Here is a 26,233-nt window from a genome sequence, read left to right as displayed (position 1 = left end):
GTCGCGCGCGCCCGCGCAGGTGGGAGGGGTCAGACGACGCCGTAGAGGCGGTCCCCGGCGTCGCCGAGGCCCGGGACGATGTACGCCTTCTCGTTGAGGCGCTCGTCGACCGCGGCGACCACGAGGTGGACGTCCACGCGGTCGCCGACCGCGTTCTCCAGCACCTGGATCCCCTCGGGAGCCGCGAGCAGGCAGACCGCCGTGACGTCGCGCGCACCGCGCGCGAACACGTAGTCGATCGCGGCGACGAGCGTGCCGCCCGTCGCGAGCATCGGGTCCAGGAGGAACACGTGCCGACCCGTCAGGTCGTCGGGGAGACGGTTCGCGTAGGTGACCGCCTCGAGCGTCTCCTCGTCGCGCTGCATGCCGAGGAACCCGACCTCCGCCGTCGGCAGGAGGCGCGTCATGCCCTCGAGCATCCCGAGGCCCGCGCGCAGGATGGGGACGACGAGCGGGCGGGGCTCCGCGAGGCGCACGCCGACCGTCGTCGTCACCGGCGTCTCGATCTCGTGCGGCTCGACGCGCACGTCGCGCGTGGCCTCGTAGGCGAGCAGCGTGACCAGCTCGTCGACGAGGAGCCGGAACGTCGGCGACGCCGTCTCCTTGTTCCGCAGGACGGTCAGCTTGTGGGCCACGAGCGGGTGGTCGGCGACGTGCAGGCGCATGGCGACAACGGTATCCGACCACAGGCCCTCCCGTACCGCCCGGTAACCGGCCGCCGTCCGCGAGTTGTCAGCGCCACACCGGTCTATAGCCTGGTGAGGCGCTGACAGCTCTCTCCGCACCACCGAGCGGTCAGCACCTCGTCGCGGTCCGGCGACGAGCCGCCGAGCTCTTCGTACGCACCGGAGGTCCCGTGCCCGACGACGTCGCCCACCCCGGCGACCCCGCCCACCCGGGCCAGGGACCGGCGTCGGGCACCGGGGGCCCCGGGTCGGGCACGACGGCGGCCGGCGGCGCCCCGGAGCCGCGGGGGCTCGACCTGCCGTGGGCGGACGGGACGTTCCCGCCGGACACGGTCGCGGCGCGCCGACAGGTCTGGGACGCACTCATGGGCCTCGCGCTGCACGAGGCCACCCACGCGCTCGCGAGCGACGACGTGCCGGTGGGTGCGCTCGTCGTCGGGCCGGACGGGCGGCTGCTGGGCGCGGGTCGCAACCGGCGCGAGGAGACCGGCGACCCGACCGCCCACGCCGAGGTGCTCGCGCTGCGCCAGGCCGCCGCGACGCTCGGGGAGTGGCGGCTCGAGGGCTGCACGCTCGTCGTGACGCTCGAGCCGTGCGTCATGTGCGCCGGGGCGCTCGTGCTCGCGCGCGTCGAGCGGCTCGTGCTCGGCGCGTGGGACCCCAAGGCCGGCGCGACGGGCTCCGTCTGGGACCTCGTGCGCGACCAGCGCGCCAACCACGCCGTCGAGGTCGTCGGCGGCGTCCGCGAGGACGAGTGCGGCCGCCTCCTGCGCGACTTCTTCGCCGCCCAGCGCTGAGCGCCGCGCCCCGCCGAGAACGACCTGAGGGTCGCTGTCGAGCGGATGACGACCCTCAGGTCGTGCTCGACGCGGGCTCTCGTCGTGCTCGGCGTCAGCGGGGGAGGGCCGCGGCGAGCGTGGTGAGGGTCTCGGTGGTGCCGGCGTCGACCTTGAGCGTCGCGAGCGGGTCGCCGCGCGTCCAGCCGCGGTTGACGATGACGACCGGCTTGCCGGCCTTCGCCGCGTGCCGCACGAACCGCAGCCCGCTCATCACCGTCAACGACGACCCCGCCACGAGCAGAGCGTCGCCCTCGTCGACCATCGCGTACGCACGCTCGACCCGCTCGCGCGGCACGTTCTCCCCGAAGTACACGATCTCCGGCTTGAGCACCCCGCCGCAGAACTCGCACGGCGCCGGGCGGAAGTGCGACGTCTGCTCGATCACCGCGTCCGCGTCCGGCGCGATCTCCACGTCCGCGACGTCGCCGATGCTCTCGATGAACCCCGGGTTGAGCGCCGTGAGCCGGTCCGCGAGGTGCTCGCGCGAGATGACGCGCCCGCACTGGAGACAGATCACGCGGTCGTACCGGCCGTGCAGGTCGATGACGTTCCGGCTGCCCGCGTCCTCGTGCAGCAGGTCCACGTTCTGCGTGATCAGCCCCACGAGCACGCCCGCGTCCTCCAGCCGCGCCAGCGCGCGGTGGCCCGCGTTCGGCTGCGTGCGGTGCACGTGCTGCCAGCCCACGTGGTTGCGTGCCCAGTAGTGGCGGCGGAACGCCTCGTCCTGCACGAACTGCTGGTACGTCATCGGGTTGCGCGGCGGCGAGTCCGGGCCGCGGTAGTCCGGGATGCCCGAGTCCGTGGACAGGCCCGCGCCCGTCAGCGCCGTGACCCGCAGCCCGCGCAGGAGCTGCACGGCGTCCTCCGCCGTCCCCAGCGGCGGCTCCGGCTCCGTGCCCGACGGCGGCGGCCGGCTCGGTCGCCACGCGAGCCGCGACGTCAGGGTCGGGACGGCGGACGGCGGCAGGTCCGCGGAGGACGTCGCCACGTGCGCGGGGGACGCGGTCGGGCTCACGGGCGTCGTCGGGTCGTCGGTGGGCACGTCTCCTACCGTACGACGGCCCGCGAGGTAGAACCCCCGGTCGCGAGATAGAGCTCGCGGAGCTCTACGTCGCGACCGGGGGTTCTACCTCGCGGGACCAGGCCTTGGGTTCGGGTCAGGAGTCGGGGGTCGCGTCCGGGCGGCCGCGACCGCCCATCTGGACGCCGCCGGCCCACTCGCCGGCGACGACGTCGGTGGGGGCCGTGGGCGTCGTCACGGTGTAGGCATCGCCGGTCGTGACATCGGGCGAGGAGAAGACGACGTTCGCGGTGTCCTTCGTGACGGTGTGCTCCGCGAGGACGGTGCCGTCCGAGGTGGAGATCGTCACGGCGTCGCCGGCCGTTGCGGCGACGTTCGTCGCGAGCCAGCCCTGCGCGGAGTCGGTCGAGGGGGCGACCGCCATGCCGGAGCTGCCTGCGGCGAGGAGCGTGCCGCCCGTGATCTCGAACGTCCCGGCGACGTCGAGCGCGCCGTTGCCGTCGTTCGTCGGACCCTGGACGAACGTGTCGCCGCCCGTGATGGTCAGCGTGCCGTTCGAGTCGAGGCCGTCGCCGTCCGCATCGACCGTGAGCGTGCCGCCGGAGATCGTCAGCGTCGAGCCGTCGTCCTGCTCCATGCCGCCGTCGGCACCTCCACTCGGTCCGCCGCCCTGCGGCATCTCGCCGTCGGTCGGCATCTCGGGCGGGGTGGCACCGCCTGCCGGTGCGCCCTCCGGCGGCTCGGGCACCTGGCCGTCGGTGCTCGGGGGAACCTGGCCGTCCGTCGTGCCCGACGACGCGGCGTCGCCCGGGTCGCCCGCCGCACCTTCGTCGGCGGTCCCGTCCTTCGACCCGTCGGCCGTCGCGTCCTCCGTGGCAGCGGTCGTCCCCACGGTCGCGTTGAGGCCGTCGTCGGTCGCCGTGACGTCGAGGTCGCCGCCGGAGATCGTGATGGCCGCGCCCTCGATGCCCTCGACGGACGTCGTGACGGTGAGGTCGCCGCCCGAGACGGTGACGTCGCCGTCGGCGTGCACGCCGTCGTCGCCGGACGACAGCTCGATCGTCCCGCCCGAGACGGAGACGGCGCCGTCGGAGTGCAGCGCGTCGTCGGCGGCGTCGACGGTGAGCGTGGCGTCGTCGCCGACCACGACGCCGACGTCGCCCTTGAGGCCCTTCGCGGAGGCGTCCTCGGCGACGGCCGCGCCCGCACCGCCCGCGGCGGTCACGGACAGCGTCCCGCCGGAGACGATGACGTCGGTGACGGCCTGCACGCCGTCGTCGCCGGACGTGACAGTGACCGTCCCGCCGCGCACGTCGACGAACCCCAGGGTCTCGTCGCCGTCCTCGGTCGACTTCAGCCCGTCCTTCGCGGCGGTGACGTCGAGCGTCCCGCCCGTGACGACGAGGTAGTCCTTGCCGCGGAGGCCGTCGTCGCCCGCGTCGACCGTGAGGTCACCGCCTGCGACGACGAGGCCGTCCTTGGAGACGATGCCGTCGTTCGCGTGCGACGTGACGCTGAGCGCCCCGTCGCCGCCGATCAGGAGGTCGGCCGTCGAGTACAGCGCGCCGTCGGGCTCGCCGTCGGCGTCCTGGGCCGAGTACGTCTCGGCGTCGGTGAGGCTGTTGGTGGAGCCGTCGGCGAGGATCACGGCGACCTTCTCCGCGTCCTGCACGTTCACGGCGGCGTTCGTCGTCGCGGCGATGTCCGCGCCGTCGAGCACGAGCTGGACGAGCCCGTCCTCCGCGGTGTCGACGACGACCTGCCCCTCCAGCGTGCCGCTCAGCACGTACGTGCCGGGGGCGGTGATGGTCACGGTCGAGCCGTCGACGGTCACGCCGTCGCCGTCCGCCGTCGCGGCGTCGCCGTCGAGCGTGACGGCCACCGCGGAGGCCTCGTCGAACGCGAGGTCGGCGTCCTCCACCGTCACCTCGGTGTTGTCCGCGCGGGCCTCGTCCGGGGTCAGCCCGGCGACGGCGTCGGACACGACGCTCGTGGTGGTGGTCTCGGTGGTGCCGGTCGAGGCGGTGTCCGTGGTCGCGGCGCTGCCCAGCACGGAGCAGCCCGCGAGGACGGCGGCGGCGGCCGCGGCGGTGAGGTAGGTCAGGGGTCGGCGGATGCGCATCAGAGGCTCCTGTCGTCGTGCCCGGGGGTACGGGCGGGAGGGGTCGTGGTCCCCGCGGGTGCGGTGGCGCCGGGGGAGGGGGCGAGGTGGCGGCGGATCACGCGCCGCCACGGGCCGTCGGGCAGGTCGGGTCGCAGGAGCGCCAGGCCGGTGCCGTACTTCGAGATCCGCTCGGGCCGGTGGCCGTGCCGCCACAGCAGGCGGTCGAGGTCCGACGGCGTCGAGCCGCCCTTCGTCTCGACGACCACCAGGTGCGGGACGGACCAGGCGAGCGGCGCGTGCGCACCGTGCGGCTCGAGCCCCCACGTGAGGCCGGTGTCGATCGTGGCGCGCGCGGCGCTGTCGGGCCGGGGGAGCAGGAGCGTCGTGCGGCGGTACCGCGACACGAGGCCGGGCGTGAGCGCGTGCTCCGGCACGCCGTCGATCCCCTCGGCCGCGAGTGTCCGGCCGACGAACGTGCGGCCCGCGCCGAGCGCCGTCGGGCACTCGTCGTGCGCGACGCGCTGCTTGAGCGTCGTGCCGCGCGCAGCGCGGGTCTTGACCTCGAGGAAGCTCGTGCCCGAGTCGAGGTACGTCCGCGTGCGGACCTTGAACCGCCGACGGCGGCGGGTCGCCGTGAGGCGGAACGACGCCAGGTCGGGGGTGTCGAAGTACACCGACTCGTACGGCGAGCTGCGGGCGCCGTCGATCTCGAGGACGCGGGCTGCGGACGTGCGGGCGAGGTCGTCGAGGACGGCCACGGCGTCGTCGACCGGGAGGACGTACTTGCGGTCGACCCGGGTGAGGAGCGCGGCCGCATCGACGAGCTCGTCGAGGCCGACGCCGTCGAGCGGGCAGAGGACGGCGCGCACCCGGTCGTCGGCCGTCACGGTCCGAGGGCTCATGCGCGCACCTCGGTCCGCTCGGGCCGGGCCGGCGTCGTGGTCGCCGGGGTGAGAGGTGCGAAGGGCGCGGCGTCGCGCGGGGCCGGGAGCGCGGCGTCGGGCACGGGGAGGGGTGCGGCGGCCGCCCGGGTGGGCACCGCCGTCGCCCGACGGCGGGCACGCGGCTCGGTGTAGCGGACGTCCACCCAGGTGGTGTCGTTGACGAGGTCGAGGCGCTGGACGCTGACGCCGCGGACCTCGGCGCCGAGGAGCTCCTCGAGGTAGCGGGTGAGGTCGGCGCGGTCGGCGAGGGCGCGGTCGACGACGACGCTCTGGCTCTGCGCCCGGCGCAGGACCCGCGGGTGGTCGACAACCGCCATCACGCCGACGACGAGCACCATGCCGGCGAGGGAGAGCCAGCCGGTCGTCGCGCCGAGGCCGCCGAGGAGGCCGAGCGCGAGGGCCGCGAAGTAGTAGGCGACCTCCGTCTGCGACAGCTCGGTCGAGCGGAGCCGGATGATCGACAGGACCCCGAAGAGCCCGAGCCCCAGCCCGGCGCCGACGCTGCTCGTCGCGAGCGTCGCCGCGACCGCGAGCACCCCCACGTTGACGCCGAGGTACGCGACCACGAGGTCGCGCCGCCGGTGCCGGGGGAAGTAGAGGCCGAACGCGAGGACGGTGACCGCGACGAGGTCGACGAGGTACAGGACGGGCTGGGACACGAGGCCTCCGGGTGCCGGGGCGCTGGGCGCCGTGGTCGAGGACGTTCCCATTCCGCCGGGGGAGTCTGTGCGGTCGCTGTGGAGGGCACAGGGTGCGTTTGTGAGTCCCGTCCGGCCCGGCGTCGCCCGGAGTTCACGCGGGTCGCCGCGGCGCTCGCGGCCGCGTGACCGGGGTCACGACCGCGCGCACAGGCGGCGATGTTAGCCTCACCTAAGTCCCCGACGAGAGGTTGTCATGTCGACCACCACCGCGCCCGCGCCGCGGCGCGCCCGCCCCCAGACGGTCCTCGAGGTCCTCGAGACCGCGTGGCTCTCTCCGCACCTCGTGCGGGTCGTGGCCGGGGGCGACGGGTTCGCCGCGTTCACGACGAACGAGCACACCGACAAGTACGTCAAGATCATCTTCGCCAAGCCGGAGCTCGGGCTGGAGCCGCCCTACGACGTCGCGGCGCTGCGCGACACGCTCGCACCGGAGGACCTGCCCGTCACCCGCACCTACACCGTTCGGTGGGTCGACGAGGCAGCCCAGCGGCTCGCGATCGACTTCGTCGTGCACGGCGACGAGGGCCTCGCCGGGCCGTGGGCAGCGCGCGCGAAGCCCGGCGACCGGATCGTCTTCTCCGGCCCTGGCGGCGGCTACGCGCCCGACGTCGAGGCCGACTGGCACCTGCTCGCCGGCGACGACTCCGCGCTCCCCGCGATCGCCGCCGCGCTCGAGGCCATGCCGCGCGACGCCGTCGGGCACGCGGTCCTGGAGGTCGGCACCGAGGCGGACCGGCTCCCGCTCGAGGCGCCCGCAGGCGTCGAGGTCACCTGGGTGTTGCGCGGGGACGCGCCCGCCGGGACGACGACGCTCCTGCCCGACGCCGTCGCCGACCTCCCGTGGCGCGAGGGCCGCGTGCACGTCTTCGCGCACGGCGAGCGCGAGGCCATGAAGGCCCTGCGCCGCGTGTTCGCGGAGCGCGGCGTCCCGCGCGCCGACCTGTCGCTCTCCGGCTACTGGGCCTACGGCCGCGCAGAAGACCGCTTCCAGGCGGAGAAGCGCGAGCCTGTCGGCCAGATCTTCGAGGACTGAGGAGTCCCATGCACCGCACCACCACGTTCCGCCGCGCCCTCGCGGCCACGTCCGCGCTCGCCGTCCTCGCGCTCGCCGCGTGCTCGTCCGGCGACGGGTCGGGCGACGCCGCGCCGTCGGGCAGCCAGAGCGCCGACGGCGCCGCGGACGCCTTCCCCGTGACGATCCCCACCGCGTTCGGCGACGTCGAGATCCCCGAGGAGCCGGAGCGCGTCGTCGCCCTCGGCTGGGGCGACGCCGAGACCGCCCTGGCGCTCGGCGTCCAGCCCGTCGGGGCGAGCGACTGGCTCGCGTTCGGCGGCGACGGCGTCGGCCCCTGGTTCGACGGCGCGTACGACGAGTCGCCCGAGATCATCGGGACGCTCGAGCCGTCCTACGAGCAGATCGCCGTGCTCGACCCGGACGTCATCCTCGACGTGAAGTCGGCCGGCGACCCCGAGCGGTACGAGCGGCTCTCCGAGATCGCCCCGACCGTCGCCATCCCCGAGGGCGGCGAGGCCTACCTGACGCCCATGGAGGACCAGGTGGGGATGATCGCCGCGGCCCTCGGGCGCAGCGACGCCGGCGACGAGCTGCTCGCCGACGTCGACGACGCGTTCGCCGCCGCGCGCGACGAGCATCCGGAGTTCGACGGCAAGACCGCCGTCATCGGGTCGTACTGGGCCGAGGGCTTCGGCGCCTACGTCTCGACGTCCAGCCGCGGCGAGTTCATGCAGGGCCTCGGATTCGAGACCAAGCCCGAGATCGACGAGGCCGCCGGAGAGGAGTTCTCCGCCACCCTCGGCACTGAGGACGTCGACCTGCTCGACGCGGACCTCACCGTCATCCAGCCCATCGGCTTCACCGCCGCCGACGTCGAGGCGCTCCCGATCTTCCAGACCGTGCCGTCCGTCGCCGACGGCCGCTACGTCGTGTTCGACGACAAGGACCTCTCCAACGCCTTCTCGCTCGGCACGCCCACCGCCGTGATCTACGCGATCGACAACGTCACGCCGCTGTTCGCGGACGCGCTCGGCGGGTCGTGACGCCGGGCCTCCGCGCGTCGGATCGGGCGGTCTGACCGGCCGATTCGGTGTCCGGGGGTCTGACCAGGTATCCTTCCTGGGCCGGGTTTCCCGGCGAAGGTAGCGTGTCCGAGCGGCCTAAGGAGCACGCCTCGAAAGCGTGTGTGGGTGAAAGTCCACCGTGGGTTCAAATCCCACCGCTACCGCCGCCCGAAGGGCCCACCCGCAGAATCCTGCCGGTGGGCCCTTCGTCGTATCCGCGCGCGGCTCGACGAGCTTCCGGCGTCGGGCCCAACCGTCACCGCGATCCGGGTGACCCCTGTGGCTCCCGCGAGGGCCGCGGTCAGGATCTTCCGGCAAAGAGGTGATCCAGGTGCTGGTCGATGGCTGCCAGCGCGGCCTGCGGCTCGATCACCTCGAGCTCGAGCAGCGGAGTGAATCCGGTCAGCGCGAGGAGCAGATCCGTCTCGATGTCCGGGTCGCGGTCCGGTGCGATCTGGCCCTGGGTGATCGCTTCTCGGACGAGCTGTGCGACCAGGGCGCGTCCGTCCCGTAGTCCGAGGCTCGCCTGCTTGCGCAGCGCCGGGTCGTGCAGGGCCTCCAGGACATAGGCGGCACTCATGCGGCTCGACGCCCGAGCTTCGGGACCCAGGGGGAGCATCTCGACGAGGACCAGCCGGAGCACGTCGCCGGGGTGCGGAGGCTGCTCGAGCGCGGCGAGTTCCCGTGCGACCCGGTCGGCGGTCTGCTCGGCGGCGAACTCCATCGCGAAGGTCAACAGGGCGGTGCGTGACGCGAAGTAGTGCTGCACGTGCCCCAGCGATACTCCGGCTTCGCTCGCGACCTCGCGCATCGTGGCATTGGTCCAGCCCTGCTGGTCGACGACGCGCCACAGCGCACGCGCGATCGCCGCGCGACGCTCCTGGTGGTCCACCAGCTTCGGCACTCAGTCCTCCCTCCTCGACGCTACGCGTGACACAATACAGGCGTATGGTCAACGACGGAACGGAGCAGCGATGACCGACCCGCACCCACCTCCGGCGTTCTTCAACCCCTATGCGGTCGCCATCGACGACGAGGTAGCGATCGCCCTGCTGGCCGACATGCACGTCCGCAGAGCGATCGAACGCGGTGAGTTCGACGACCTGCCCGGCAGCGGCAAGCCGCTCCTCATGCCCGACCGCTACGACCCCGACTGGTGGCTGAAGAACCTCGTCAAGCGCGAGCGGCTCGTGGTCCTGCCACCGTCCATCGAGCTGCGCAGGGAAGACGCCGCGCTCGACGAGCGCCTCGACGAGATCTGGGTCGAGGAAGACGTGCGGCGCGAGGTCGAGGAGTTCAACCGCCGCGTGCTCCGCGGCCGCTACCAGCCGCCCGCCGGCCCTCCCCTGGTCACCATGCCGCGGGACGTCGACGAGACGGTCGCCGCATGGGCGCACCGCCGGGCGGCACGTGTCGCGGAGGCGGAGGCGAGCGCGAGTGCGAACGCGCCTGCCGAGGGCCGACGTCGTCGTCGGCGCTTCCTGGCGCGGCCCCGTTAGGGCACGCTCGCCTCAGAGACCGACCTCAGCCGCCGCGGCGCGCAGTGCGTCGGCGGACCGGTGCAGCGCGGTGAGCTCGGCGTCGGACAGGGGTGTCGGCAGCAGGGTCCCGGCGCCGTCGTGGCTGACCATGGTCGGGACGGAGAGGCACACGTCGTCGATGCCTCGGTATCCGTTCACGAGCGAGGAGATCGGCATGATGCGGTGCTCGTCGTTGGTGATCGCCTCGACGATCCGGGAGGCGGCGAGGCCGATCGCGTAGGCGGTCGCGCCCTTGCCCGCGATGATGTCATAGGCGGAGTGGACGACGTCGTGCGCGATGGCGTCGCGGACCTCCTGGGCCAGCGGCTCCCGCCCGTAGAACGGGTCGAGCTCCAGGAGCGGCACGCCGCCGATCGTCGCGGACGACCACAGCGGCACGGCGGTGTCGCCGTGCTCGCCGGCGACGTACGCGTGCACGTTCTGCACGGCCACGCCGACGTGGTCGGCGATGAGGTACCGGAACCGCGAGGAGTCGAGCACCGCGCCGGAGCCGAGCACCTGCACGCGCGGCAGGCCGGAGTACCGCAGGGCGGCGTACGTGACGACGTCCACCGGGTTGGTGACCATGAGGTACACGGCGCGGGGCGCGACCTCGACGAGCTGGGGCATGAGCGTGCGTGCCAGGCCGACGGTCTTGGCCGCGAGGTCCATGCGCGTCTGGCCGGGCTGCTGCTTGGCGCCCGCGGTGACCACGACGACGTCCGCACCCGCGCACACCGCGACGTCGTCGGATCCCTCCACGCGCGCCATGGGCATGAACTGAATGCCGTGCGCGAGGTCGAGGGCCTGTGCGCGGACCTTGGCCGTGTCGACGTCGTACAGCGCGACATCTCGCGCCGCCCCGCGGATCAGGACGGCGTAGGCCAGGGTCGCGCCGACCGAGCCGGCTCCGACCACCGCGACCTTCGCGGTCGTTCCGGCCTGGATTCCGCCGGCCCCGGTTCTCGTCTCGCCGACCTCGATGTCGCTCCGTTCCTGCCTCACCGCAGTCACTCCCTCGTCGCGTGCGTCGCATGAGAAGTACGGGCCGCTCTCAGGCTAGGACGTCTCGGCGGACGAGGACGGGAGCGTGTGATCGGCCCTTGGCCGGGCAGAGGCACACCATCCTGGACGGGTGTCCACAAGCCCTGAGTCAGCCGTCCAGCGAAGAGATCTCCGCGCGGGCGAATTTCGTTCGGACCCTGGCGTAAACACCCCTGTCCAGGTACGTTGCAGGAGACCGAACAAATCCCGGGTTCCCCAGCCCGGGCCGAAGAGCAACGAGGCCTTCATGAACGATCGATCGACACCCAGCGCGGCCTCCTCGGGCCGCTCGCTCGCCAAGACCTCGCCCGCACCGACCGCCCGCTCGCGCGTGGTCGCCGCCACCGCCGTCGCCGGGGCGCTCGCCCTGACCGCGGCCACCTTCGCGTCGCCGGCCATCGCGGCGCCGCAGCCCACGGCCAAGCCGGCGGCCTCCGTCGCCGGACCGTCCGACATCAACGGGTTCCGCAGCGTCGGCTACGTCATGGCCGACTCGCGGGTGACCCGCGACTTCCACGTGGTCGACCTCGTCCGCACCGGCGCGATCGAGGACCTCACCCACATCAACTACGCGTTCGGGAACGTCACGACCGACCTCGTGTGCGACATCGCCGACGTCCCCGGCGAGGGCGACCCCCTCAACGACTTCGTCGCGCAGGTCGCGGCCAAGGACTCCGTCGACGGCAAGGCCGACAAGCCCGGCCAGAAGCTCGCGGGCAACTTCAACCAGCTCAAGAAGCTCAAGGCCGTCAGCCCTGACACCAAGATCCTCATCTCGCTCGGCGGCTGGACCTGGTCCGACAACTTCTCCGAGGCGGCGTCCACGGCCGAGGGCCGCACGGCGCTCGTCGACTCGTGCCTCGACCTGTACATCGACGGCGACCTGCCGGTCGTCGACGGCAAGGGCGGCCCGGGCTCCGCGGCCGGCATCTTCGACGGCATCGACATCGACTGGGAGTGGCCGGTCACCGGCGGCGAGACGGCGAACGCCCGCCCGGAGGACAAGGAGAACTTCCTGCTCCTCATGGAGGAGTTCCGCACCGAGCTCGACGCGCGCGGCGCGGCGAACGGCGAGGACTACCTCCTGACGGGCTTCGCGCCCGCCGGTGGCTGGAACGCGGGCCAGGGGGGCTGGCTCGACCCGCGCCTGTTCGCGGTCGTGGACTACCTGAACGTCCAGGGCTACGACTTCCACGGGGGCTGGGTGCCGAACAAGACGGGTCACCAGGGCAACCTGCACCCGGACGGCGCGGAGAACTGGGGCCTCGGTCTCGACGGCGCGCTCGGCATGTACGTCAACGCGGGCGCGGACCCGAGCCAGATCAACGCGGGTCTCGCGGCCTACGGTCACGGCTGGTACGGCGTCGAGGACGGCTCGCAGGGCTGGCAGCCCGCTGCGGGCTACGTCGGCACCAAGACGTACGCGGAGCTGCGCGCGTTCGACGGCGAGCAGTACTTCGACCCGGAGATCGGCGCGAGCTGGCTCTACGACGGCGACCAGTGGTGGAGCTACGACGACCCGGCGTCGGTCACGGCCAAGGCCGAGTTCGTCGCGACGCAGGGCTACGGCGGCGCGATGTGGTGGGACCTCTCGGGCGACTACCGCAACGAGCTGGGCGACGCGCTGGGCTCGACGCTCCGCGCGGCGACCCCCGGCCCGGGTGTGCCCGCCGAGTGCGCGGTGCCGTGGTACGGCACGGGCGTCTACACCGGTGGCGAGGTCGTCTCGCACGAGGGCTCGGAGTACAAGGCCCAGTGGTGGACCCGCAACCAGGAGCCGGGCTCGTCGTCCGCGTGGAAGAAGATCGGTCCGTGCGGCACGGCGCCCGAGGTCGAGGTCGCGGACTGCGCCCCCGCCTGGTCGCGCGAGGCGGTCTACACCGGCGGGCAGACCGTGTCCCGCGCCGGGGTGAACTACAAGGCCCAGTGGTGGACGAAGGGGGAGCTGCCCGGGTCCGTGACGTGGGGCTCGTGGGACCCGGTGGGTCTCTGCGCGTGAGCTGACGGGTCGCCCGGGCGCGCGCATCGCCCGGACGACCCCGGCACGACGACGGCGGGCCCGGTCTCAGGACCGGGCCCGCCGACGTCGTACAAGGAGGGCCATGCGGACCACCGTCCATGGGTGGCTCCGGTTCGTCGTGCGACCACCGTTCTACTCCGCGCGACCAAGGTTCTGCCTGGTGTGACCAAGGTTCTACCTCGCGCGCAACCACGGTTCTACCTCGCGCCACCGGGGTTCTACCTCTCCAGACCAGGGTTCTCCTTCGTGAGAACGGGGTTCTCTCGTGGGAGGGGTGTCCGCCCTCAGCGCTGGGCGCGGACGTCGCGGCGCAGGTAGTTCCAGGCGAGGACGCAGCAGACGATGCCGTTGATCAGGCCCACCACGACGTCCGCCGGGCCGTGGGCGCCGCGGTAGAGCCGGGACATCCCGACCGCGAGCGGCACGAGGCAGCACAGGACCGTGACGACGACGCGCAGGACGGGGTGCGTGATGCGTTGCGCGAGCAGCGCGAGGGTCAGGTAGAACGCGGCAGACGCGCCGGTGTGGCCGGAGGGGAAGCTCGAGGTCGGCGGTGCCTCGTCGAGCCGCGAGACGTCTGGGCGCTCGCGCCCCACGACGATCGACGACGTGAGGAAGATGAGCGCCTGGAGCGCGACGGCGAGCGCGGGCACGACGGCGAACCACCACTGCCGGGTGCGCCACCAGACGAGCAGGATCGTGAGCACGGTCCCGCCGATGATGAACTCGGTCGTCCCGATGAGGGAGAACACGTCGGTCACGGTGTCCCAGAAGGGCGTGCGCCGCTCCTCCAGCCAGCGGTTCACCCCGACCTCGCCGGGCAGGTCGCCCAGCGGACCCGTCACGAGGAACCCGGTCGCGACGATGAGCACCCACAGGACGGCGCCGGGGAGGAACGCCCGGAGACCGACGTCGCGCAGCACCTCCTTCGCGGTGGGTCGGGTCGTGTCGAGCTCGTAGCGGTGCACGAAGGGATGCATCAGACCTCGTTCCTGGGAGCGGAGCCGGAAGAGCGGGCAGTCCGGGCGGACGCCCACCCGTGGTAGCCGACGGCGGACGCCCCTGCGACCGCGCCGCCGAAGAGGATCCCGCCGACGACGTCGGACGGGTAGTGCGCGCCGAGCAGCACGCGGTCGGCCGCGGTGACGATCACGAGCACGGTCGCGCCGCTCACCACGGCGACGCGGCCGCGGCGCCCGAGCAGCGGCCACACCAGCACCGTGAGGCTCACCCCGACGGCGGCGGCGTTCATCGCGTGCCCGGACGGGAAGCTGGACCCAGGCACGACGGTCACCGCGTCCTCGACGACGGGCCGCGCGCGGTCGACGAGCTCCTTCGCGCCGAGCCCGAGCGCCCACGCGCCCCAGATGGTCCCCGCCGCCCAGGCCGCGCGCGACCCGAGGCCGCGGCGTCGCCAGGCCCAGAGACAGACGCCCATCGCGGCGAGGTTCATCCACCGCGCGGCGAGCACCTCCTGCCCGACGAGCAGGGTGCGCTCGAACGCGGGCCGCTCGCCGGTGAACCGGGTCGCCGCGGCGACGGCGGCGCGGTCGCCGTCGACGACGAGCCCCGACTCGGCGCGCACGAGCCACGCGAGCACGAGCACCGGGACGGACGCCGCGACCCCGTACGCCGCGGCCCGACCCAGGGCGCGCCCGAGCGAGCGGCGTGGGGCGGGGTCGGCGGGCACCCCCGGACGGTAGCCGGGGGTGCGGTCGCACGCCCGTGGAGAGGGGTGTCAGCGGGGACGGATCACGCGGACAGGGCCGCGACGGCCTCGATCTCGACGAGCGCGCCGGGCCGGCCGATCCCGACGCGCAGCACCGTCACCGCGGCCGGGTGGGGTCCCCAGACCTCGCCGACGGCGGCGAACCCCTCCATGAGGTCGGCCTCGGGGTCGAGGTAGACGGCGAGCCGCGCGACGTCCTGCGGCCCGGCGCCCGCCTCCGCCAGCACGGCGAGCACGTTGCGCAGCGCCTGCGCGGTCTGGGCCGCGATGCCGCCCTCGACGATCGCGCCCTCCGCGTCGGTCCCGTTCTGGCCGCCGACGTAGAGCGTGCGACCGGTCTCGACGATCGTGCCCTGGGAGAACACCGGGTTGCGGTGCAGCCCGGCGGGGTTGAGGTGCGTGACGCTCGGCGTGGTCATGGTGTCCCCTCCTGCGTTCCGATCCTGAGACAGCCGACGCTACGCCGCGCCACCGACACGATCCGGGGCGGAGATCCGTGCTCAGCCCCGGCCCGGCGCGGTACCGCCACGGGCAGCGCTTCCGCAGGCCGCGGCGTCCAACCCGGGGCTACGGGGACGGTGGTCGCCGAACCCGGGGATGTCGCCGGGTTCGGCGGTGTCGCCACCTCGACGGGCCGTCCCGCCGTCGGCTGTGTAGGAAGGAGGGGTGAAGCAGTCAGCAGGGCTCGTGCTCTACCGGTTCCGTGACGACGTCGTCGAGGTGCTCCTCGGGCACATGGGCGGCCCGTTGTGGGCTCGCAAGGACGCGGGCGGCTGGACGATCCCCAAGGGCGAGGTGGAGCCGGGCGAGGACGGCCACGCCGCGGCGCTGCGCGAGTTCGCGGAGGAGCTCGGCGTCCCGGCCCCCGCGGCGGAGGCGCCCGACCTGGATCTCGGCACCGTGCGCCAGCGTGCCGGCAAGCTCGTCGCGGCGTGGGCGCGCGAGGCGGACCTCGACGTCGCCGCCATCTCCAGCAACACGTTCGCGCTCGAGTGGCCGCCACGCTCGGGGCGGATGCAGGAGTTCCCCGAGCTCGACCGGGCCGGCTGGTTCTCGCTCGCTCGCGCCCGCGGGCTCGTCGTCGCAGGTCAGGTCCCGCTGCTCGACCGCCTCGAGGAACTGCTCGCCCGCAGCACGGCGGACGCCGAGCCGCCGAGCGCCACGCCGCCCAACGTCGCGCCGCCAGGCGCCGCACCAGAGACCGACCCGGACGGCCCGCCCGGGACATGACGAGGGCCCGGGACCGCGAGGTCCCGGGCCCATGGCGTCGTGAGGGTCAGCCGAGCAGGTAGGGCGCGGCGGCGAACCCGGCGGCGAGCCCGACGAGCGCGACGGCGACGGCGGACAGGTGCGAGTGGCGCGCGCGGCTCGCGGTGCGGCGTGCTGCGTCGGTCACGGTGGTCATGACGGTCCTCTCGTCGGGGGTGGTTCCAGGGAGAGAGACCGCGCCCGACGCGATCCATGACGCGGTTTCGGCCGACCTCGGCGCGATCTGCGTCACACCGTGGCGACCGAAGCGCGCCAACCCTGGTGCAGCATCGTGCACCAGGGTTGGTCGGCTCGCGCGTCGGACCGTCGAGACAGCCCGGTGGGTCAGGCGCGCAGGATCAGCGCGTCGCCCTGCCCGCCCCCGCCGCACAGAGCCGCCGCGCCGACGCCGCCGCCGCGGCGCTTCAGCGCGAGCGCGAGGTGCAGCGCGAGCCGGGCGCCGGACGCGCCGACGGGGTGGCCGAGCGCGATCGCGCCGCCGTCGGCGTTCACGACGTCCGCGTCGATCCCGAGGTCGGCGACCGACTGGAGCGCGACCGCGGCGAACGCCTCGTTGATCTCGACGAGGTCGAGGTCCGCGGCGGCGACGCCCTCGCGCTTCACGGCGGCCTCGATGGCCCGTGCGGGCTGCGAGTGCAGCGAGTTGTCCGGACCGGCGACCTGGCCTGCGGCACCGATCTCGGCGAGCCACGACAACCCGTTGCGCTTGGCGAAGGCGCGGCTCGCGACCACGACGGCCGCCGCTCCGTCGGACAGCGGCGAGCTGGACCCTGCGGTGATGGTGCCGTCCTTGACGAAGGCCGGGCGCAGGCGCTCGAGCGCCTCGAGCGTCGTGTCGGCGCGCACACCCTCGTCGTGCTCGACGACGACCGGCTCGCCCCGCCGCTGCGGCACCTCGACGGGGGCGATCTCGTCGGCGAGGCGCCCGGCGTCGCGCGCGGCGGCGGCCCGCTGGTGCGAGCGCAGCGCGAACGCGTCCTGCTCGGGGCGGCCGATGCCGCGCGTCGCGCACCCGCGGTCGGTGAGCTCGCCCATGACCTCGCCGCTGAACGGGTCGTTCAGGCCGTCGTGCGTGAGCGAGTCCGCCATCGTCACGTCCCCGAACGCGAACCCGGAGCGCGACCCGACCACCAGGTGCGGCGCGTTCGTCATGGACTCCTGGCCACCTGCGACGACGACGCTCGCCTCGCCGGTGCGGACCAGCCGGGCCGCGTCGATGATCGCCGTGAGCCCCGAGAGGCACAGCTTGTTGATCGTCACGGTCGGGACGTCCCAGCCGAGGCCCGCGAGGATCGCGGCCTGGCGTGCGGGGCCCTGCTTGGCGCCCGCCTGCACGACCTGCCCGACGATCACCGTGTCGACCTGCTCGGGCGCGACGCCCGAGGCCGCGAGCGCGCCACGGATCGCGTGCGCACCGAGCTCGGCGGCCGAGAGCGAGGCCAGCGCCCCGCGGAAGCGCGCGAACGGGGTGCGCGCGCCGTGCAGGAGTACCGGGGTGACCTCGTCCTCGGGGGTGACGGCTGCGGCGTCGGGCAGGGGGGTGGCGTCGGTGCTCATGGGGCTCCGTCCGGGGAGAAGGCGGGAGGGCAAGGGCGGAAAGGGGAAGCCCCGGCGCCGCGAGGAGGGGCGAGCGGCGCCGGGGAGCAGGGGGAGGGCGTGAACCCTCGGGACCGTCAGGCGAACGCGGAGACGCCCGTGATGTCGCGTCCGACGATGAGCGCCTGGACGGACTCGGTGCCCTCGTACGTGTGCAGGGCCTCGACGTCGGCGAAGTGCCGCGCGACGCGGTTCTGGAGCAGGATCCCGTTGCCGCCGAGCAGGTCGCGCGCGCTCGCCGCGACCTCGCGGGCCCCGCGGGTGCACGTGTACTTCGCGAGCGACGCCTGCGGCCCGGTGAGCGTCCCGGCCTCGTCGAGCCGCGTCATCTGCGCGACGAGGAGCTGGAGCTGCGTGATCGTCGAGAGCATCCTGGTGAGGCGCTCCTGGACCATCTGGTTCGCGGCGAGGGGGCGGCCGAACTGGACGCGCTGCTTCGCGTACGCGACCGCGGCCTCGTAGCAGGCCACCGCGTGCCCGACGGCGGCCCACGCCACCCCGAGGCGCGTCGCGAAGAGCACGCGCGACGTGTCCTTGAACGACCGCGCGCCGGGCAGCGCGTTCTCGGCCGGGACGAACACGTCGTCGAGCACGACGTGCGCCTGCCAGATGGCCCGCAGCGACACCTTGCCGGTGATGGTCGTGCCCGTGTAGCCGGGGGTGTCCTGCGGCACGACGAACCCGTGCACCTGGTTGTCACCGTCCGCCGAGTCGCTGTCGACCAGCCGCGCCCACACCACCGTGATGTGGCCCGACGACCCGTTGCCGATCCACTTCTTCTCGCCGTTCAGCACGTAGCCCTCGACGCCGTCGCGCGTCTCCTTGCGCGCCGTCGTCTCGAGCGAGACGGAGTCCGAGCCGTGGGTGGGCTCGGTGAGCGCGAACGCGCCGAGGATCTCCCCGCGCGCCATGGGCTCGGCGTACTTCGCCCGCTGCTCGTCGGAGCCGAGCATCTGGATGCTGCGCAGCGCGAGGCCCCCCTGGACGCCGCAGATCGTCGCCACGGAGCCGTCGCCGCGCGACATCTCCATCGCGGCGAGGCCCGCGCCGAGCAGGCTCACGCGCGGGCGGCCCTCGACGTCGACGCCGTCGCGCAGCAGGTCGAGCTCGCCCATGCGCTTGACGAGGTCGAACGGGACCTCGGCGCGCTCCCAGTACTCGTCGATGACCGGGAGCACCTCGTCCTGGACGAACTGCCGGACGCGCTGCTGGTGGGCGCGGTCCTCCTCGGTCGCGTCGGCGAACGCGCCGGCGTAGTCGAGGTCGAGCGGGGTCGCGAGGTCGTAGGTGGGCTCGGTGACGCCGGGCATGATCGGGGTGGTGGGCATCGGTGCTCCCCTGGGAGGGCGGCTGCGGTCGGTCGTGCGCGACCGGCTCCGGCGCGGGTTCCCGGGTGCGGGCCCGGCGTCGGCGGCGGTCTCTCCCATAGTGCAGCGATACGCGGTCTCAGTCAATCTGAGACGGCGTATCGCGCGAGATCGTGCGACGCGGTGGCCCGCGACCTACCGTCGAGAGATGGCCCTCGACCTGTTCGTGACGATGCACGTGCGCGACCACGACCCGGCGCGCGACTGGTACGTCCGCCTGCTCGGGGCGGAGCCGACGTTCGTCGCCACGCCCACCGAGTCCGTGTGGGAGCTCGCCGAGCACCGGTGGCTCGTCGTCGAGCAGGTGCCGGAGCACGCCGGGCACGGCGTCGTCACGGTGTTCCGCGACGACGTCGACGCCTTCCTCGCGGCGGCGTCGGCCCGGGGGATCGAGCCGGATCGTCGGGAGACGTACGACGGCGGGGTCGTCAAGATCGTCTTCCGCGACCCCGACGGCAACGAGGTCGGGCTCAGCGGCGCGCTGCCGTCCTAGTCGACGTCTCCCGGGCCGGTGCGCCCGGAGCAGGAACCGGTGCCCACCGGCGCCAGGAACCGGGGCGAGAGGTCAGAGCGCGGGACGGAGCGCCGGGGCGCCGAGGAACGCCCGGACGTCCGTCGCGACGTCGTCCGGCCGTTCCAGCGCCGGGAAGTGCCCGCCGCGCGGTCGCTCCCGCCAGTAGGGCAGCGACTCGTCGGGATCGAGGATGCGGCGCATGAGCGGCTCCTCCCCGAAGGCCGTCATGCCCTGGGGGCGGTCGTGCGAGCGGCCCCACGCCTGCTGCGCGTGCGCCGCCTCGTACAGCAGGTTCGCGGCGCCGTCGCCCGCGCGCCCGAACCAGCTCACGCTCACCAGGGTGAGCAGGTCGTCGCCGTCGACGGCGTCCTCGGGCAGCTCGTGCAGCGGGTCGGTCCACTCGTGGAACTTCTCGGCGATCCACGTGAGCTGCATCGCCGGGGAGTCGGTGAGGCCGTACGCGACGCTCAGCGGGCGCGTGGTCTGCACCTGGAGGTAGCCGAAGTCCTCCGACCGTGCGGCGACGAGGCTCTCGTGCCGCTCACGCTCCGCGTCCGTGAGGTGGTCGGTCGGCGGCGTGTACGCGGTCGCGATGGCGCCGGGGTCCGTCGACACGAGCGAGGCGAGCACCCGCTCGCCGGCCTCCAGGCAGAGCTGCTCGGCGACGCCCGCGCCGACGTCGCCCCCGAACACCGCGTAGCGGTCGTAGCCGAGCGCGCGCACGACGCGGTCGAACGCGTCCGCCGTACGAGCGATGTCCCAGCCGTACGACGCGAGCGGTGTCGACAGCCCGTAGCCGGGCATGGACGGCGCGACGACGTGGAACGCCGGGCCGTCGTCCGGCTCGGCGAGCAGCGGGGCGAGGCGAGCGAACTCGGCGAACGACGTCGGGTAGCCGTGGCACAGCAGCAGCGGCGTCGCGTCCGGGCGCGACGAGCGCACGTGCAGCCCGTGGACGCGCTGGCCGTCGACGTGCGCGACGAACTGCGGCATCCGGTTGAGCCGGGCCTCCTGCGCGCGCCAGTCGAACGTCGTGCGCCACCGTTCCGCGAGCCCGCGCGCGTAGCCCACGGGGGTCCCGCGCTCCCACGTGCCGGTGAGCTCGGCGGGCCAGCGCGTGCGCTCCAGCCGGTCGCGCAGGTCGGCGACCTCCGCGTCGCTCACGGCGATCTCGTACGGTCGGACGTCCAGGTCGGTGTCCATGGCCGGTCCTCCTCGGCGGCGGTCGTGACCCCACCACGCAACCGCGTCCCGCCGGGGCTGTCTTGAACGAGCGCGACACTCAGACGGGTTCGCCGCGGTCGCGCGTGCGTCCCGGCGTGAGTCCCGTGAGGCGCTTGAGGTCGCGGGTGAGGTGGGCCTGGTCGGCGTAGCCGAGCCGGAACGCGACGTCCGCGATGGGGCGGCCGTCCTGCAACCGGGCCACGGCCTCGCGCGCCCGCTCGATCCGGCGGACCCGCTGCGGGCTGATCCCGACGGCGTGCGCGAAGTGCCGCTCCACCGTGCGCGGCGACCAGCGCCCGGCGCCGCCGTCGAGCGCGGCCTCGACGACCGCGTCCTGACGCACGACCCGGGACGCCACGAGCGCGGCGAGGAGCAGGTCGACGTCCGGCGCGTCGAGGTCGAGGGACGGGAAGGGCCAGGCGCGTCCCGCGAGGACGAACGCGCCCCGGCCGAGCAGCGGGAGGCGGTCGGTGCGGTCGCACCAGGCGGTGACCGGCTCGTGCGCGAAGTAGGCGCCCGGCGCGAGGCGGACCCCGAGGTTGTGGCTCCCGGCCGTGTACGGGACGGGGGTCGGCCGGGACGACGGCCCGGACAGCAGGACCCGGCGCTCGCCCTCCCGGAGGGTGAAGACGAGGTCCCAGCGGGCGTCCGCGGACGCGACGTAGGTCCCGTCGGTGAGGTCCACGGTGGCCCACACGACGTCCACGGCGGGGGAGGGGGCGGCGCGCTCCCGGTAGAGGAAGCCCACGCGCCCAGTCTAGGTCGCTGCCCCGCGGGGCTCCCCCTAGGGTCGGGGGATGGTGGACTGGGACGACGACGCCTCCGCGGGCGCGTGGATTGCGGAGCGGCTCGGGGAGTTCGGCCCGCGCGTCGACGGCACGGTCCCGCGCGGGTACGCGGCGTACGCGTGCGTCCCGCACCCCGACTGGGACGACGACGTCACGCTCGCGGCGCAGACCGACACCCTGGTCGCCGCGCTCCGACGCTTCACCGGGGACCAGCCCGTGCACCTCGCCCTGTGGACGGGCCACGCGTTCCTCTACGACCACGGGACGGACCCGCGCGCGAGCTCGGGGGTCGCGCCGCTCGTCGGGTGGCCCGAGGACGAGCCGCGGCCGACCCCCGAGGAGATCGAGCGCGCGGTCGCCGAGGCGTGGGAGCAGCTCGCGCCCACGCTCGTCGAGCGACCGGCCGCCCCGATGCTCCTGCTCCCGCACCGCGAGTACCACCTGTGGACGGGGACGCTCGCCGACGCCGGCGCGTTCCGCGACCACGAGCAGCCGCCCAACCTGTGGTGGCCCGAGGACCGCTCGTGGTTCGTCGGGACGGAGATCGACGCCGCCGCGACCTACGTGGGCGGGAGCGACGCGCTCGTCGAGGCGCTGTGCGCGGACCCGGCGCTGCGCGCGGGCCGTGCGGCGCCGTCGGACCGGATGCTGTTCGAGGACTGACCCGCGCCCGCCGCCCGGGCCGGGGCCCGCAGGTCAGGCGGTCGCTCCCGCCGCCGCCGCCTCCGCCTCGGCCGCGGCACGGCGGTTGACGCGCCACCACACGAAGAACCCGACGAGCGTGAACGCGCCGTAGAACACGTACATGAACGCGGACGCGTAGAAGCCGGCCGAGATCAGCAGCGGCACGCCCACGACGTCGACGGCGACCCAGATCAGCCAGAACTCGACCCAGCCCTTCGCCATGCCGTAGGTCGCGAGCAGCGAGCCCATGAAGATCCACGCGTCGGCCCAGACGGGCTCGTACGACTCGAGCGCGCGGAACACCGGGGTGAGCAGCGCCGTCCCGCCGACGAGCGCGACGACGAGGAACACGCGCTGACGCCACGACGCCCAGCGCGGCACGACGGCGACGCCGTGGCTGTCCGCGTCGGCGTCACCGAGCTGCGCCTGGGTGCGGCGCCACTGCACCCATCCATAGACCGACACGACGACGAACATCACCTGGCGGCCGGCCTGGCCCAGCAGGTTGACGGGGTTGGGCGTCGCGAACACCGCGCCGAGGAACACCGTGAGCAGCAGCAGGTTGCCGACGATGCCCACCGGCCACGCCCACACCTTGCGCCGCATGCCGCCCAGCGCCGACGCCAGGCCGAACCCGTTGCCCACGATCTCGCGCCACAGCAGGTGCTGGTCGCCGATCGTCAGCTGCGCGTCGAACAGCGCGTGGATCAGGTCCATCGGATGTCCTCGTCCTCCCGGGCACGTCGGCTCCGGGGTGAGGGCGGGCGGCGGGGCCGGGCCACGAGGGCCCGACGGCGTCGCTCACCACGGCGAGGCCGCGCCCCGTCGCGCGGGCTCGCCAGAGCCCGGCCGAGGACGGCCGCGCCGCACGTGCTTCCTCCCATCCGGACTGTCACCGTCGGTCCTGGAGTTCCACCAGGTCAACCGCGCGTGGGCGCGGGTCGCGGACTGTCACCGCCGGCTCGGAATTGCACCGACCCCGGAGCACGTTCGTGCGTACTGCGTTCTGCAACCGCCGATGCTACTCGCGCATTCCCCGCGCGCGACCCCGTCCCGCGGCCGTCCCACGGGCTGGGACGTGGAGGCGGACGGGCTCAGGCGAGCGCGTCGCGGACCGCTCGTGCGACGTCGTCCGCGACGCCCTGGGCATCCGTCCCGGCGTCGACGACGGTGACGACGACGCGGCGCCCGGGCAGGCCGTCCCCGGGCTCGCGGGGCTGGGTGGCGGCGGTGTCGTCGGACGCGGCGTAGCGGCCGACGGCGGCGCGGCGCAGGTCCGCGAACGCCTCCTCGAGCTGGGGGCGCAGGTCCTGGTCGGGAGAGCGCAGCCACCGGCGCAGGAGCGCGTTGTGCACGGCGACGACCGACGCGGCGAACGCGATGGACGCGGTCGACCGACGCTCGTCCGGCGGGAGCGCGTCGCGCAGGTATGCGGTGAAGGCGCGCTCGTAGCGGTGGGTCGTGACGAGCTCGCGGTCGCGCAGCGCGGGCACCTGCTGGAGGAGCTGCCACCGCGCGAGCGACGTCTCGCGCTGCCCGACGTGGTGGTCGAACACGAGCCGCGCCGCGCGGCAGACCTCGACGTACGGGTCGACGCCGGGCTCGGGGGTGAGCCGGCCCTCGGCGTCCGGCACGGGCCGCGTCGCGGCGAGCATGACGACGACCTCGTCGAGCAGGAGCTCGTGGTCCGCGAAGACCACGTCCTCCTTGGAGCCGTAGCGGCGGAAGAAGGTGGCGCGGCTGACCTGGGCGGCGTCGGCGATCTCCTCGACGGTCGTCTGCTCGTAGCCCTTGCGGGTGAAGAGCTCGATCGCTGCGTCGACGGCCTGGGCATGGGTGCGGCTGCGGACGTCGGTCATGCACCGGACGGTACACCGGTGCCGGTCGCCCGCCCGGTGCGGGCGGTGGCGGACGGCCGGGAGGTGACCGGTCGCGGAGGGAGGCGGTGGCCGATACGTTGAGCGCGCTCGCCGCGACCCGGGGCCGTGCCGGGCGCGGGCGATCGAGAGAGGGCGCGGGACCGGTCCGCGAGGGAGGAGCGTCATGTCGGCAACTGTCGGGTACTCGTCCGCGCGGTGGCGCGTCACCCCGTCCGTACCGGTAGCGACGGTCGTGTTCGTGGTCTACGTCATGATCGTCGTCGGCCTCATGAGGGCCTCCGGCATCGGGTACGAGCATTTCTTCGACTCCGCCGACTCGACGCTGCGCTCGGCGGTGCTGCCGCTCGCCGCGGGCGCCGCGTGGCTCGTCGTCTTCCTCGTCTGGGCACGTTGGGACCACGTCTTCCGGGACGCGCGCCGGCTGCCCACAGGCTGGTTCCTGTGGCTGCTGCCGGCGGTGATGGTGGTCATCACCGTCCTGCACCTCGTGGGCCTCGACTGGGCCTTCTTCGAGCCCGGGCATCTGCTCGCCGTGCTCGCGGCTAGCGTGCTCGTGGGCTTCGCCGAGGAGACCTTGTTCCGTGGGATCGTGCTGCGCTCGCTGCGTCAGGGTGTCCGGTCCGAGGGGATGGCCGTGCTGTGGACGACACTCTGGTTCGGCGGCTTCCACCTCACCAACCTTCTCCTGGAGGAGCCGGGGGCGGTGCTCCAGGTGGCCTTCGCGGCGCTCACCGGTACCGGTCTCTACCTGGCGCGCCGAGGGACAGGGACGATCGTCGCCGCCATGGCCCTCCACGCCGCGTGGGACTTCTCGACGTTCCTCGTCGGGGTGCGCGAGCCTGCGGGCGCTGCAGCCGGGGCAGCGAACTTCCTGGTCGTCGTGGTCTACGTCCTCGCTGCCGCGACCCTCGTCGTGCTGGTCGTGAGGGAGCGCCGTCGACCGGCGCGCGAGGCGATCGGACGTGCTCAGGGCACGAGTCGGTAGAACCGGAAGAACGAGAAGTCGTCCACGGGCAGCACCTCGACGTCCGCGAACCCCGCCTCGCGGGCGTAGCGGCGCAGCGTCGCGGGGCGCATGACGGTCCCGGTGCCGACGGACGGCGGCGAGGAGAGCCCGTCGGGCAGGCACACGAAGAGGCTGTACCCGTACATGACCCGGTCGACGTCGTCGGCGGGCGCGGTGAACTCCTCGCCGACGGCCTCGTCCATGACCACCACGACGCCGTCGGGCCGGACCGCGCGGCGCACGGCGTCGAGCACCGCCGCGGGCCGCGGCATGTCGTGCACGCACTCGAACGCGAACGCGGCGTCGAACGGCAGCCCGGCGGGCTCGACGAGGCCGAGCTCGGCGGCGTCGGCGAGGTGGAACGTCACGCGGTCCGCGAGCCCGGCCTCCTCGGCCGCCGCGCGCGCCGCCGCGACCGACGGGCGGTCCACGTCGACGCCGTGGAGCACCGCCTCGGGGTAGGCACGCGCGAGCGCGAGCGTCGACCACCCGAACCCGCACCCGACGTCGACCACCCGGGATCCCGGCCGGCTCAGCACGTCGTGGACCGCGGGGACCCGCGCGAGCGTCGGCGCGAGCTCGCGCTCGAACCACGGTCGGTTGACCTCCGCCTGGGCCTCGCGCGCGTCGTCGCCGAGCTGGTCCCAGGACACCCCGCCGCCGTCGCGGTACGCGTCCAGCAGGTGGGGGAGCTGCGGGCCGATCGCACCGACGAAGCGTGCGAGCGGCGCGACGTACGCGAGCGAGGACGTGTCGGTGAGGACCTCCGCGTGCGCGGCCGGCAGGGCGTAGAGGCGCTCGCGGGCGGCGGCGACCGGGTCGGCCGCGAGCGCGGGCCCGGCGCCCGGGTCCTCGGCGGCGAGGATCCCGCTGGCCGCCTGCTGCTCCAGCCACTCGCGCGCGTACCGCTCGTGGGTGCCCGTGCGCTCGGCGAGACCGGTCGAGGTGAGGGGGCCGGCGTCGACGAGCGCGCGGTACCAGCCGAGCCGGTCGCCGACGTGGACGGACAGGACGTCGATCGCGCCGAGGGTCGCGGCGAACAGGCGGTCGGCGAACGCGTCGGCGTCCGACGCGGTGGGGCCCGACGGAGCGGGGTCGCTCCCCGCGCGCTCGTCCCCCGGGCCCGGGGGCCCGTTCTCGGCTGTGGCGACCATGCGCGGCCTCCGGCTGGACGTTGGCCGGGCGCGTGCCGTGGGCAGCGGCGCCCGTGGGATCGAC

Annotated in this window: 27 protein-coding genes, 1 tRNA gene and 1 riboswitch; of the genes, 10 read left to right on the top strand and 18 right to left on the bottom strand. The window is 74.1% G+C overall.

The window, feature by feature from the left end:
- Positions 1-29 precede the first annotated feature (29 nt).
- A complete protein-coding gene (gene upp / locus ACN9MS_RS17790) occupies positions 30-665 on the bottom strand; it encodes a uracil phosphoribosyltransferase (RefSeq protein WP_087470014.1) in 636 nt (211 codons plus the stop codon).
- A 386-nt stretch (positions 666-1,051) separates the two neighbouring features.
- Between upp and ACN9MS_RS17785 the strand changes: the two genes are divergently transcribed.
- On the top strand, positions 1,052-1,483 hold the full coding sequence (locus ACN9MS_RS17785) for a nucleoside deaminase (RefSeq protein WP_426311928.1): 432 nt from the start codon (positions 1,052-1,054) through the stop codon (positions 1,481-1,483).
- A 94-nt stretch (positions 1,484-1,577) separates the two neighbouring features.
- Here ACN9MS_RS17785 and ACN9MS_RS17780 read toward each other — a convergent pair whose 3' ends face one another.
- The 4 genes from ACN9MS_RS17780 to ACN9MS_RS17765 form a co-directional block, all read right to left on the bottom strand.
- Positions 1,578-2,402, bottom strand: coding sequence for an NAD-dependent protein deacetylase (locus tag ACN9MS_RS17780; RefSeq protein ID WP_400556858.1), 825 nt, complete (start codon positions 2,400-2,402; stop codon positions 1,578-1,580).
- Positions 2,403-2,682: 280 nt separating this feature from the next.
- A complete protein-coding gene (locus ACN9MS_RS17775; RefSeq protein WP_426309728.1) occupies positions 2,683-4,668 on the bottom strand; it encodes a carbohydrate-binding domain-containing protein in 1,986 nt (661 codons plus the stop codon).
- Positions 4,668-5,552 carry a polyphosphate polymerase domain-containing protein gene (locus ACN9MS_RS17770; protein ID WP_426309727.1) on the bottom strand — a complete coding sequence of 295 codons (885 nt, stop codon included), beginning with the start codon at positions 5,550-5,552 and terminating at the stop codon, positions 4,668-4,670. Before ACN9MS_RS17770 ends, ACN9MS_RS17775 begins: the two co-directional genes overlap by 1 nt.
- Positions 5,549-6,253, bottom strand: a complete 705-nt coding sequence (locus ACN9MS_RS17765) for a DUF4956 domain-containing protein (protein ID WP_426309726.1) — start codon at positions 6,251-6,253, stop codon at positions 5,549-5,551. Before ACN9MS_RS17765 ends, ACN9MS_RS17770 begins: the two co-directional genes overlap by 4 nt.
- Before the next feature lie 235 nt (positions 6,254-6,488).
- On the opposite strand from ACN9MS_RS17765, the gene ACN9MS_RS17760 reads away from it, so the two are divergent.
- From ACN9MS_RS17760 to ACN9MS_RS17750, 3 genes are all read left to right on the top strand, one after another.
- Positions 6,489-7,328 (top strand): siderophore-interacting protein, encoded by an 840-nt coding sequence (locus ACN9MS_RS17760; protein ID WP_426309725.1) that lies wholly within the window; start codon positions 6,489-6,491, stop codon positions 7,326-7,328.
- An 8-nt stretch (positions 7,329-7,336) separates the two neighbouring features.
- Entirely contained in the window at positions 7,337-8,353 is a 1,017-nt protein-coding gene (locus ACN9MS_RS17755; protein WP_426309724.1) for an iron-siderophore ABC transporter substrate-binding protein, read from the top strand.
- Between the two features lie 98 nt (positions 8,354-8,451).
- Positions 8,452-8,538, top strand: a tRNA-Ser gene (locus ACN9MS_RS17750).
- 137 nt (positions 8,539-8,675) lie between these two features.
- Here the strand turns inward: ACN9MS_RS17750 and ACN9MS_RS17745 are convergent.
- Positions 8,676-9,278 carry a TetR/AcrR family transcriptional regulator gene (locus ACN9MS_RS17745; RefSeq protein ID WP_426309723.1) on the bottom strand — a complete coding sequence of 201 codons (603 nt, stop codon included), beginning with the start codon at positions 9,276-9,278 and terminating at the stop codon, positions 8,676-8,678.
- Between the two features lie 70 nt (positions 9,279-9,348).
- On the opposite strand from ACN9MS_RS17745, the gene ACN9MS_RS17740 reads away from it, so the two are divergent.
- Positions 9,349-9,873: a DUF1992 domain-containing protein gene (locus tag ACN9MS_RS17740; RefSeq protein ID WP_426309722.1), complete on the top strand. Its 525-nt coding sequence runs from the start codon at positions 9,349-9,351 to the stop codon at positions 9,871-9,873.
- Between the two features lie 12 nt (positions 9,874-9,885).
- On the opposite strand, the gene ACN9MS_RS17735 is transcribed toward ACN9MS_RS17740, so the two are convergent.
- Positions 9,886-10,878 carry an L-lactate dehydrogenase gene (locus ACN9MS_RS17735; RefSeq protein ID WP_426311927.1) on the bottom strand — a complete coding sequence of 331 codons (993 nt, stop codon included), beginning with the start codon at positions 10,876-10,878 and terminating at the stop codon, positions 9,886-9,888.
- Positions 10,879-11,185: 307 nt separating this feature from the next.
- Here ACN9MS_RS17735 and ACN9MS_RS17730 point away from each other — a divergent pair, with 307 nt between their 5' ends.
- Positions 11,186-12,937, top strand: a complete 1,752-nt coding sequence (locus tag ACN9MS_RS17730) for a glycosyl hydrolase family 18 protein (RefSeq protein ID WP_426309721.1) — start codon at positions 11,186-11,188, stop codon at positions 12,935-12,937.
- Between the two features lie 305 nt (positions 12,938-13,242).
- Here the strand turns inward: ACN9MS_RS17730 and ACN9MS_RS17725 are convergent, their stop codons facing one another.
- The 3 genes from ACN9MS_RS17725 to ACN9MS_RS17715 form a co-directional block, all read right to left on the bottom strand.
- Entirely contained in the window at positions 13,243-13,938 is a 696-nt protein-coding gene (locus ACN9MS_RS17725; protein WP_426309720.1) for a phosphatase PAP2 family protein, read from the bottom strand.
- Positions 13,938-14,648, bottom strand: a complete 711-nt coding sequence (locus ACN9MS_RS17720; protein ID WP_426309719.1) for a phosphatase PAP2 family protein — start codon at positions 14,646-14,648, stop codon at positions 13,938-13,940. The genes ACN9MS_RS17725 and ACN9MS_RS17720 overlap by 1 nt, the downstream gene beginning before the upstream one ends.
- 62 nt (positions 14,649-14,710) lie before the next feature.
- Positions 14,711-15,106: a RidA family protein gene (locus tag ACN9MS_RS17715; RefSeq protein ID WP_426309718.1), complete on the bottom strand. Its 396-nt coding sequence runs from the start codon at positions 15,104-15,106 to the stop codon at positions 14,711-14,713.
- 247 nt (positions 15,107-15,353) lie between these two features.
- On the opposite strand from ACN9MS_RS17715, the gene ACN9MS_RS17710 reads away from it, so the two are divergent.
- Positions 15,354-15,917: an NUDIX domain-containing protein gene (locus tag ACN9MS_RS17710; RefSeq protein WP_426309717.1), complete on the top strand. Its 564-nt coding sequence runs from the start codon at positions 15,354-15,356 to the stop codon at positions 15,915-15,917.
- Between the two features lie 46 nt (positions 15,918-15,963).
- On the opposite strand, the gene ACN9MS_RS17705 is transcribed toward ACN9MS_RS17710, so the two are convergent.
- The 3 genes from ACN9MS_RS17705 to ACN9MS_RS17695 form a co-directional block, all read right to left on the bottom strand.
- The gene (locus ACN9MS_RS17705) at positions 15,964-16,092 is read right to left on the bottom strand and encodes a hypothetical protein (RefSeq protein WP_277513988.1); all 129 of its coding nucleotides are present in this window, start codon (positions 16,090-16,092) and stop codon (positions 15,964-15,966) included.
- A 188-nt stretch (positions 16,093-16,280) separates the two neighbouring features.
- Positions 16,281-17,513 carry an acetyl-CoA C-acyltransferase gene (locus ACN9MS_RS17700; RefSeq protein ID WP_426309716.1) on the bottom strand — a complete coding sequence of 411 codons (1,233 nt, stop codon included), beginning with the start codon at positions 17,511-17,513 and terminating at the stop codon, positions 16,281-16,283.
- A 116-nt stretch (positions 17,514-17,629) separates the two neighbouring features.
- Positions 17,630-18,880, bottom strand: coding sequence for an acyl-CoA dehydrogenase family protein (locus tag ACN9MS_RS17695; protein WP_426309715.1), 1,251 nt, complete (start codon positions 18,878-18,880; stop codon positions 17,630-17,632).
- Between the two features lie 187 nt (positions 18,881-19,067).
- On the opposite strand from ACN9MS_RS17695, the gene ACN9MS_RS17690 reads away from it, so the two are divergent.
- Complete coding sequence (locus ACN9MS_RS17690) at positions 19,068-19,412, top strand: VOC family protein (RefSeq protein ID WP_426309714.1); 345 nt, start codon at positions 19,068-19,070, stop codon at positions 19,410-19,412.
- 72 nt (positions 19,413-19,484) lie between these two features.
- Here ACN9MS_RS17690 and ACN9MS_RS17685 read toward each other — a convergent pair whose 3' ends face one another.
- Both ACN9MS_RS17685 and ACN9MS_RS17680 read right to left on the bottom strand, forming a co-directional pair.
- Entirely contained in the window at positions 19,485-20,636 is a 1,152-nt protein-coding gene (locus tag ACN9MS_RS17685; RefSeq protein ID WP_426309713.1) for an epoxide hydrolase family protein, read from the bottom strand.
- 79 nt (positions 20,637-20,715) lie between these two features.
- The gene (locus tag ACN9MS_RS17680) at positions 20,716-21,405 is read right to left on the bottom strand and encodes a helix-turn-helix domain-containing protein (RefSeq protein WP_426309712.1); all 690 of its coding nucleotides are present in this window, start codon (positions 21,403-21,405) and stop codon (positions 20,716-20,718) included.
- A 49-nt stretch (positions 21,406-21,454) separates the two neighbouring features.
- Here ACN9MS_RS17680 and ACN9MS_RS17675 point away from each other — a divergent pair, with 49 nt between their 5' ends.
- Positions 21,455-22,108: a hypothetical protein gene (locus ACN9MS_RS17675; RefSeq protein WP_426309711.1), complete on the top strand. Its 654-nt coding sequence runs from the start codon at positions 21,455-21,457 to the stop codon at positions 22,106-22,108.
- A 33-nt stretch (positions 22,109-22,141) separates the two neighbouring features.
- Here the strand turns inward: ACN9MS_RS17675 and pnuC are convergent, their stop codons facing one another.
- A complete protein-coding gene (gene pnuC / locus ACN9MS_RS17670; RefSeq protein WP_426309710.1) occupies positions 22,142-22,846 on the bottom strand; it encodes a nicotinamide riboside transporter PnuC in 705 nt (234 codons plus the stop codon).
- Positions 22,847-22,996: 150 nt separating this feature from the next.
- Positions 22,997-23,120: riboswitch (FMN riboswitch) on the bottom strand.
- A 103-nt stretch (positions 23,121-23,223) separates the two neighbouring features.
- Positions 23,224-23,988: a TetR/AcrR family transcriptional regulator gene (locus tag ACN9MS_RS17665; RefSeq protein WP_426309709.1), complete on the bottom strand. Its 765-nt coding sequence runs from the start codon at positions 23,986-23,988 to the stop codon at positions 23,224-23,226.
- Positions 23,989-24,172: 184 nt separating this feature from the next.
- On the opposite strand from ACN9MS_RS17665, the gene ACN9MS_RS17660 reads away from it, so the two are divergent.
- Positions 24,173-24,994, top strand: a complete 822-nt coding sequence (locus ACN9MS_RS17660; RefSeq protein ID WP_426309708.1) for a CPBP family intramembrane glutamic endopeptidase — start codon at positions 24,173-24,175, stop codon at positions 24,992-24,994.
- Here ACN9MS_RS17660 and ACN9MS_RS17655 read toward each other — a convergent pair.
- Entirely contained in the window at positions 24,976-26,169 is a 1,194-nt protein-coding gene (locus tag ACN9MS_RS17655; RefSeq protein WP_426309707.1) for a class I SAM-dependent methyltransferase, read from the bottom strand. The genes ACN9MS_RS17660 and ACN9MS_RS17655 overlap by 19 nt on opposite strands.
- Positions 26,170-26,233: the final 64 nt, after the last annotated feature.

Source organism: Cellulosimicrobium sp. E-16, from assembly GCF_049913115.1.
In the GTDB taxonomy this organism is placed as follows: Bacteria; Actinomycetota; Actinomycetes; order Actinomycetales; family Cellulomonadaceae; genus Cellulosimicrobium.
The sequence above is the reverse complement of the archived record's forward strand: the minus strand, read 5'-3'. Positions and strand labels throughout refer to the sequence as shown.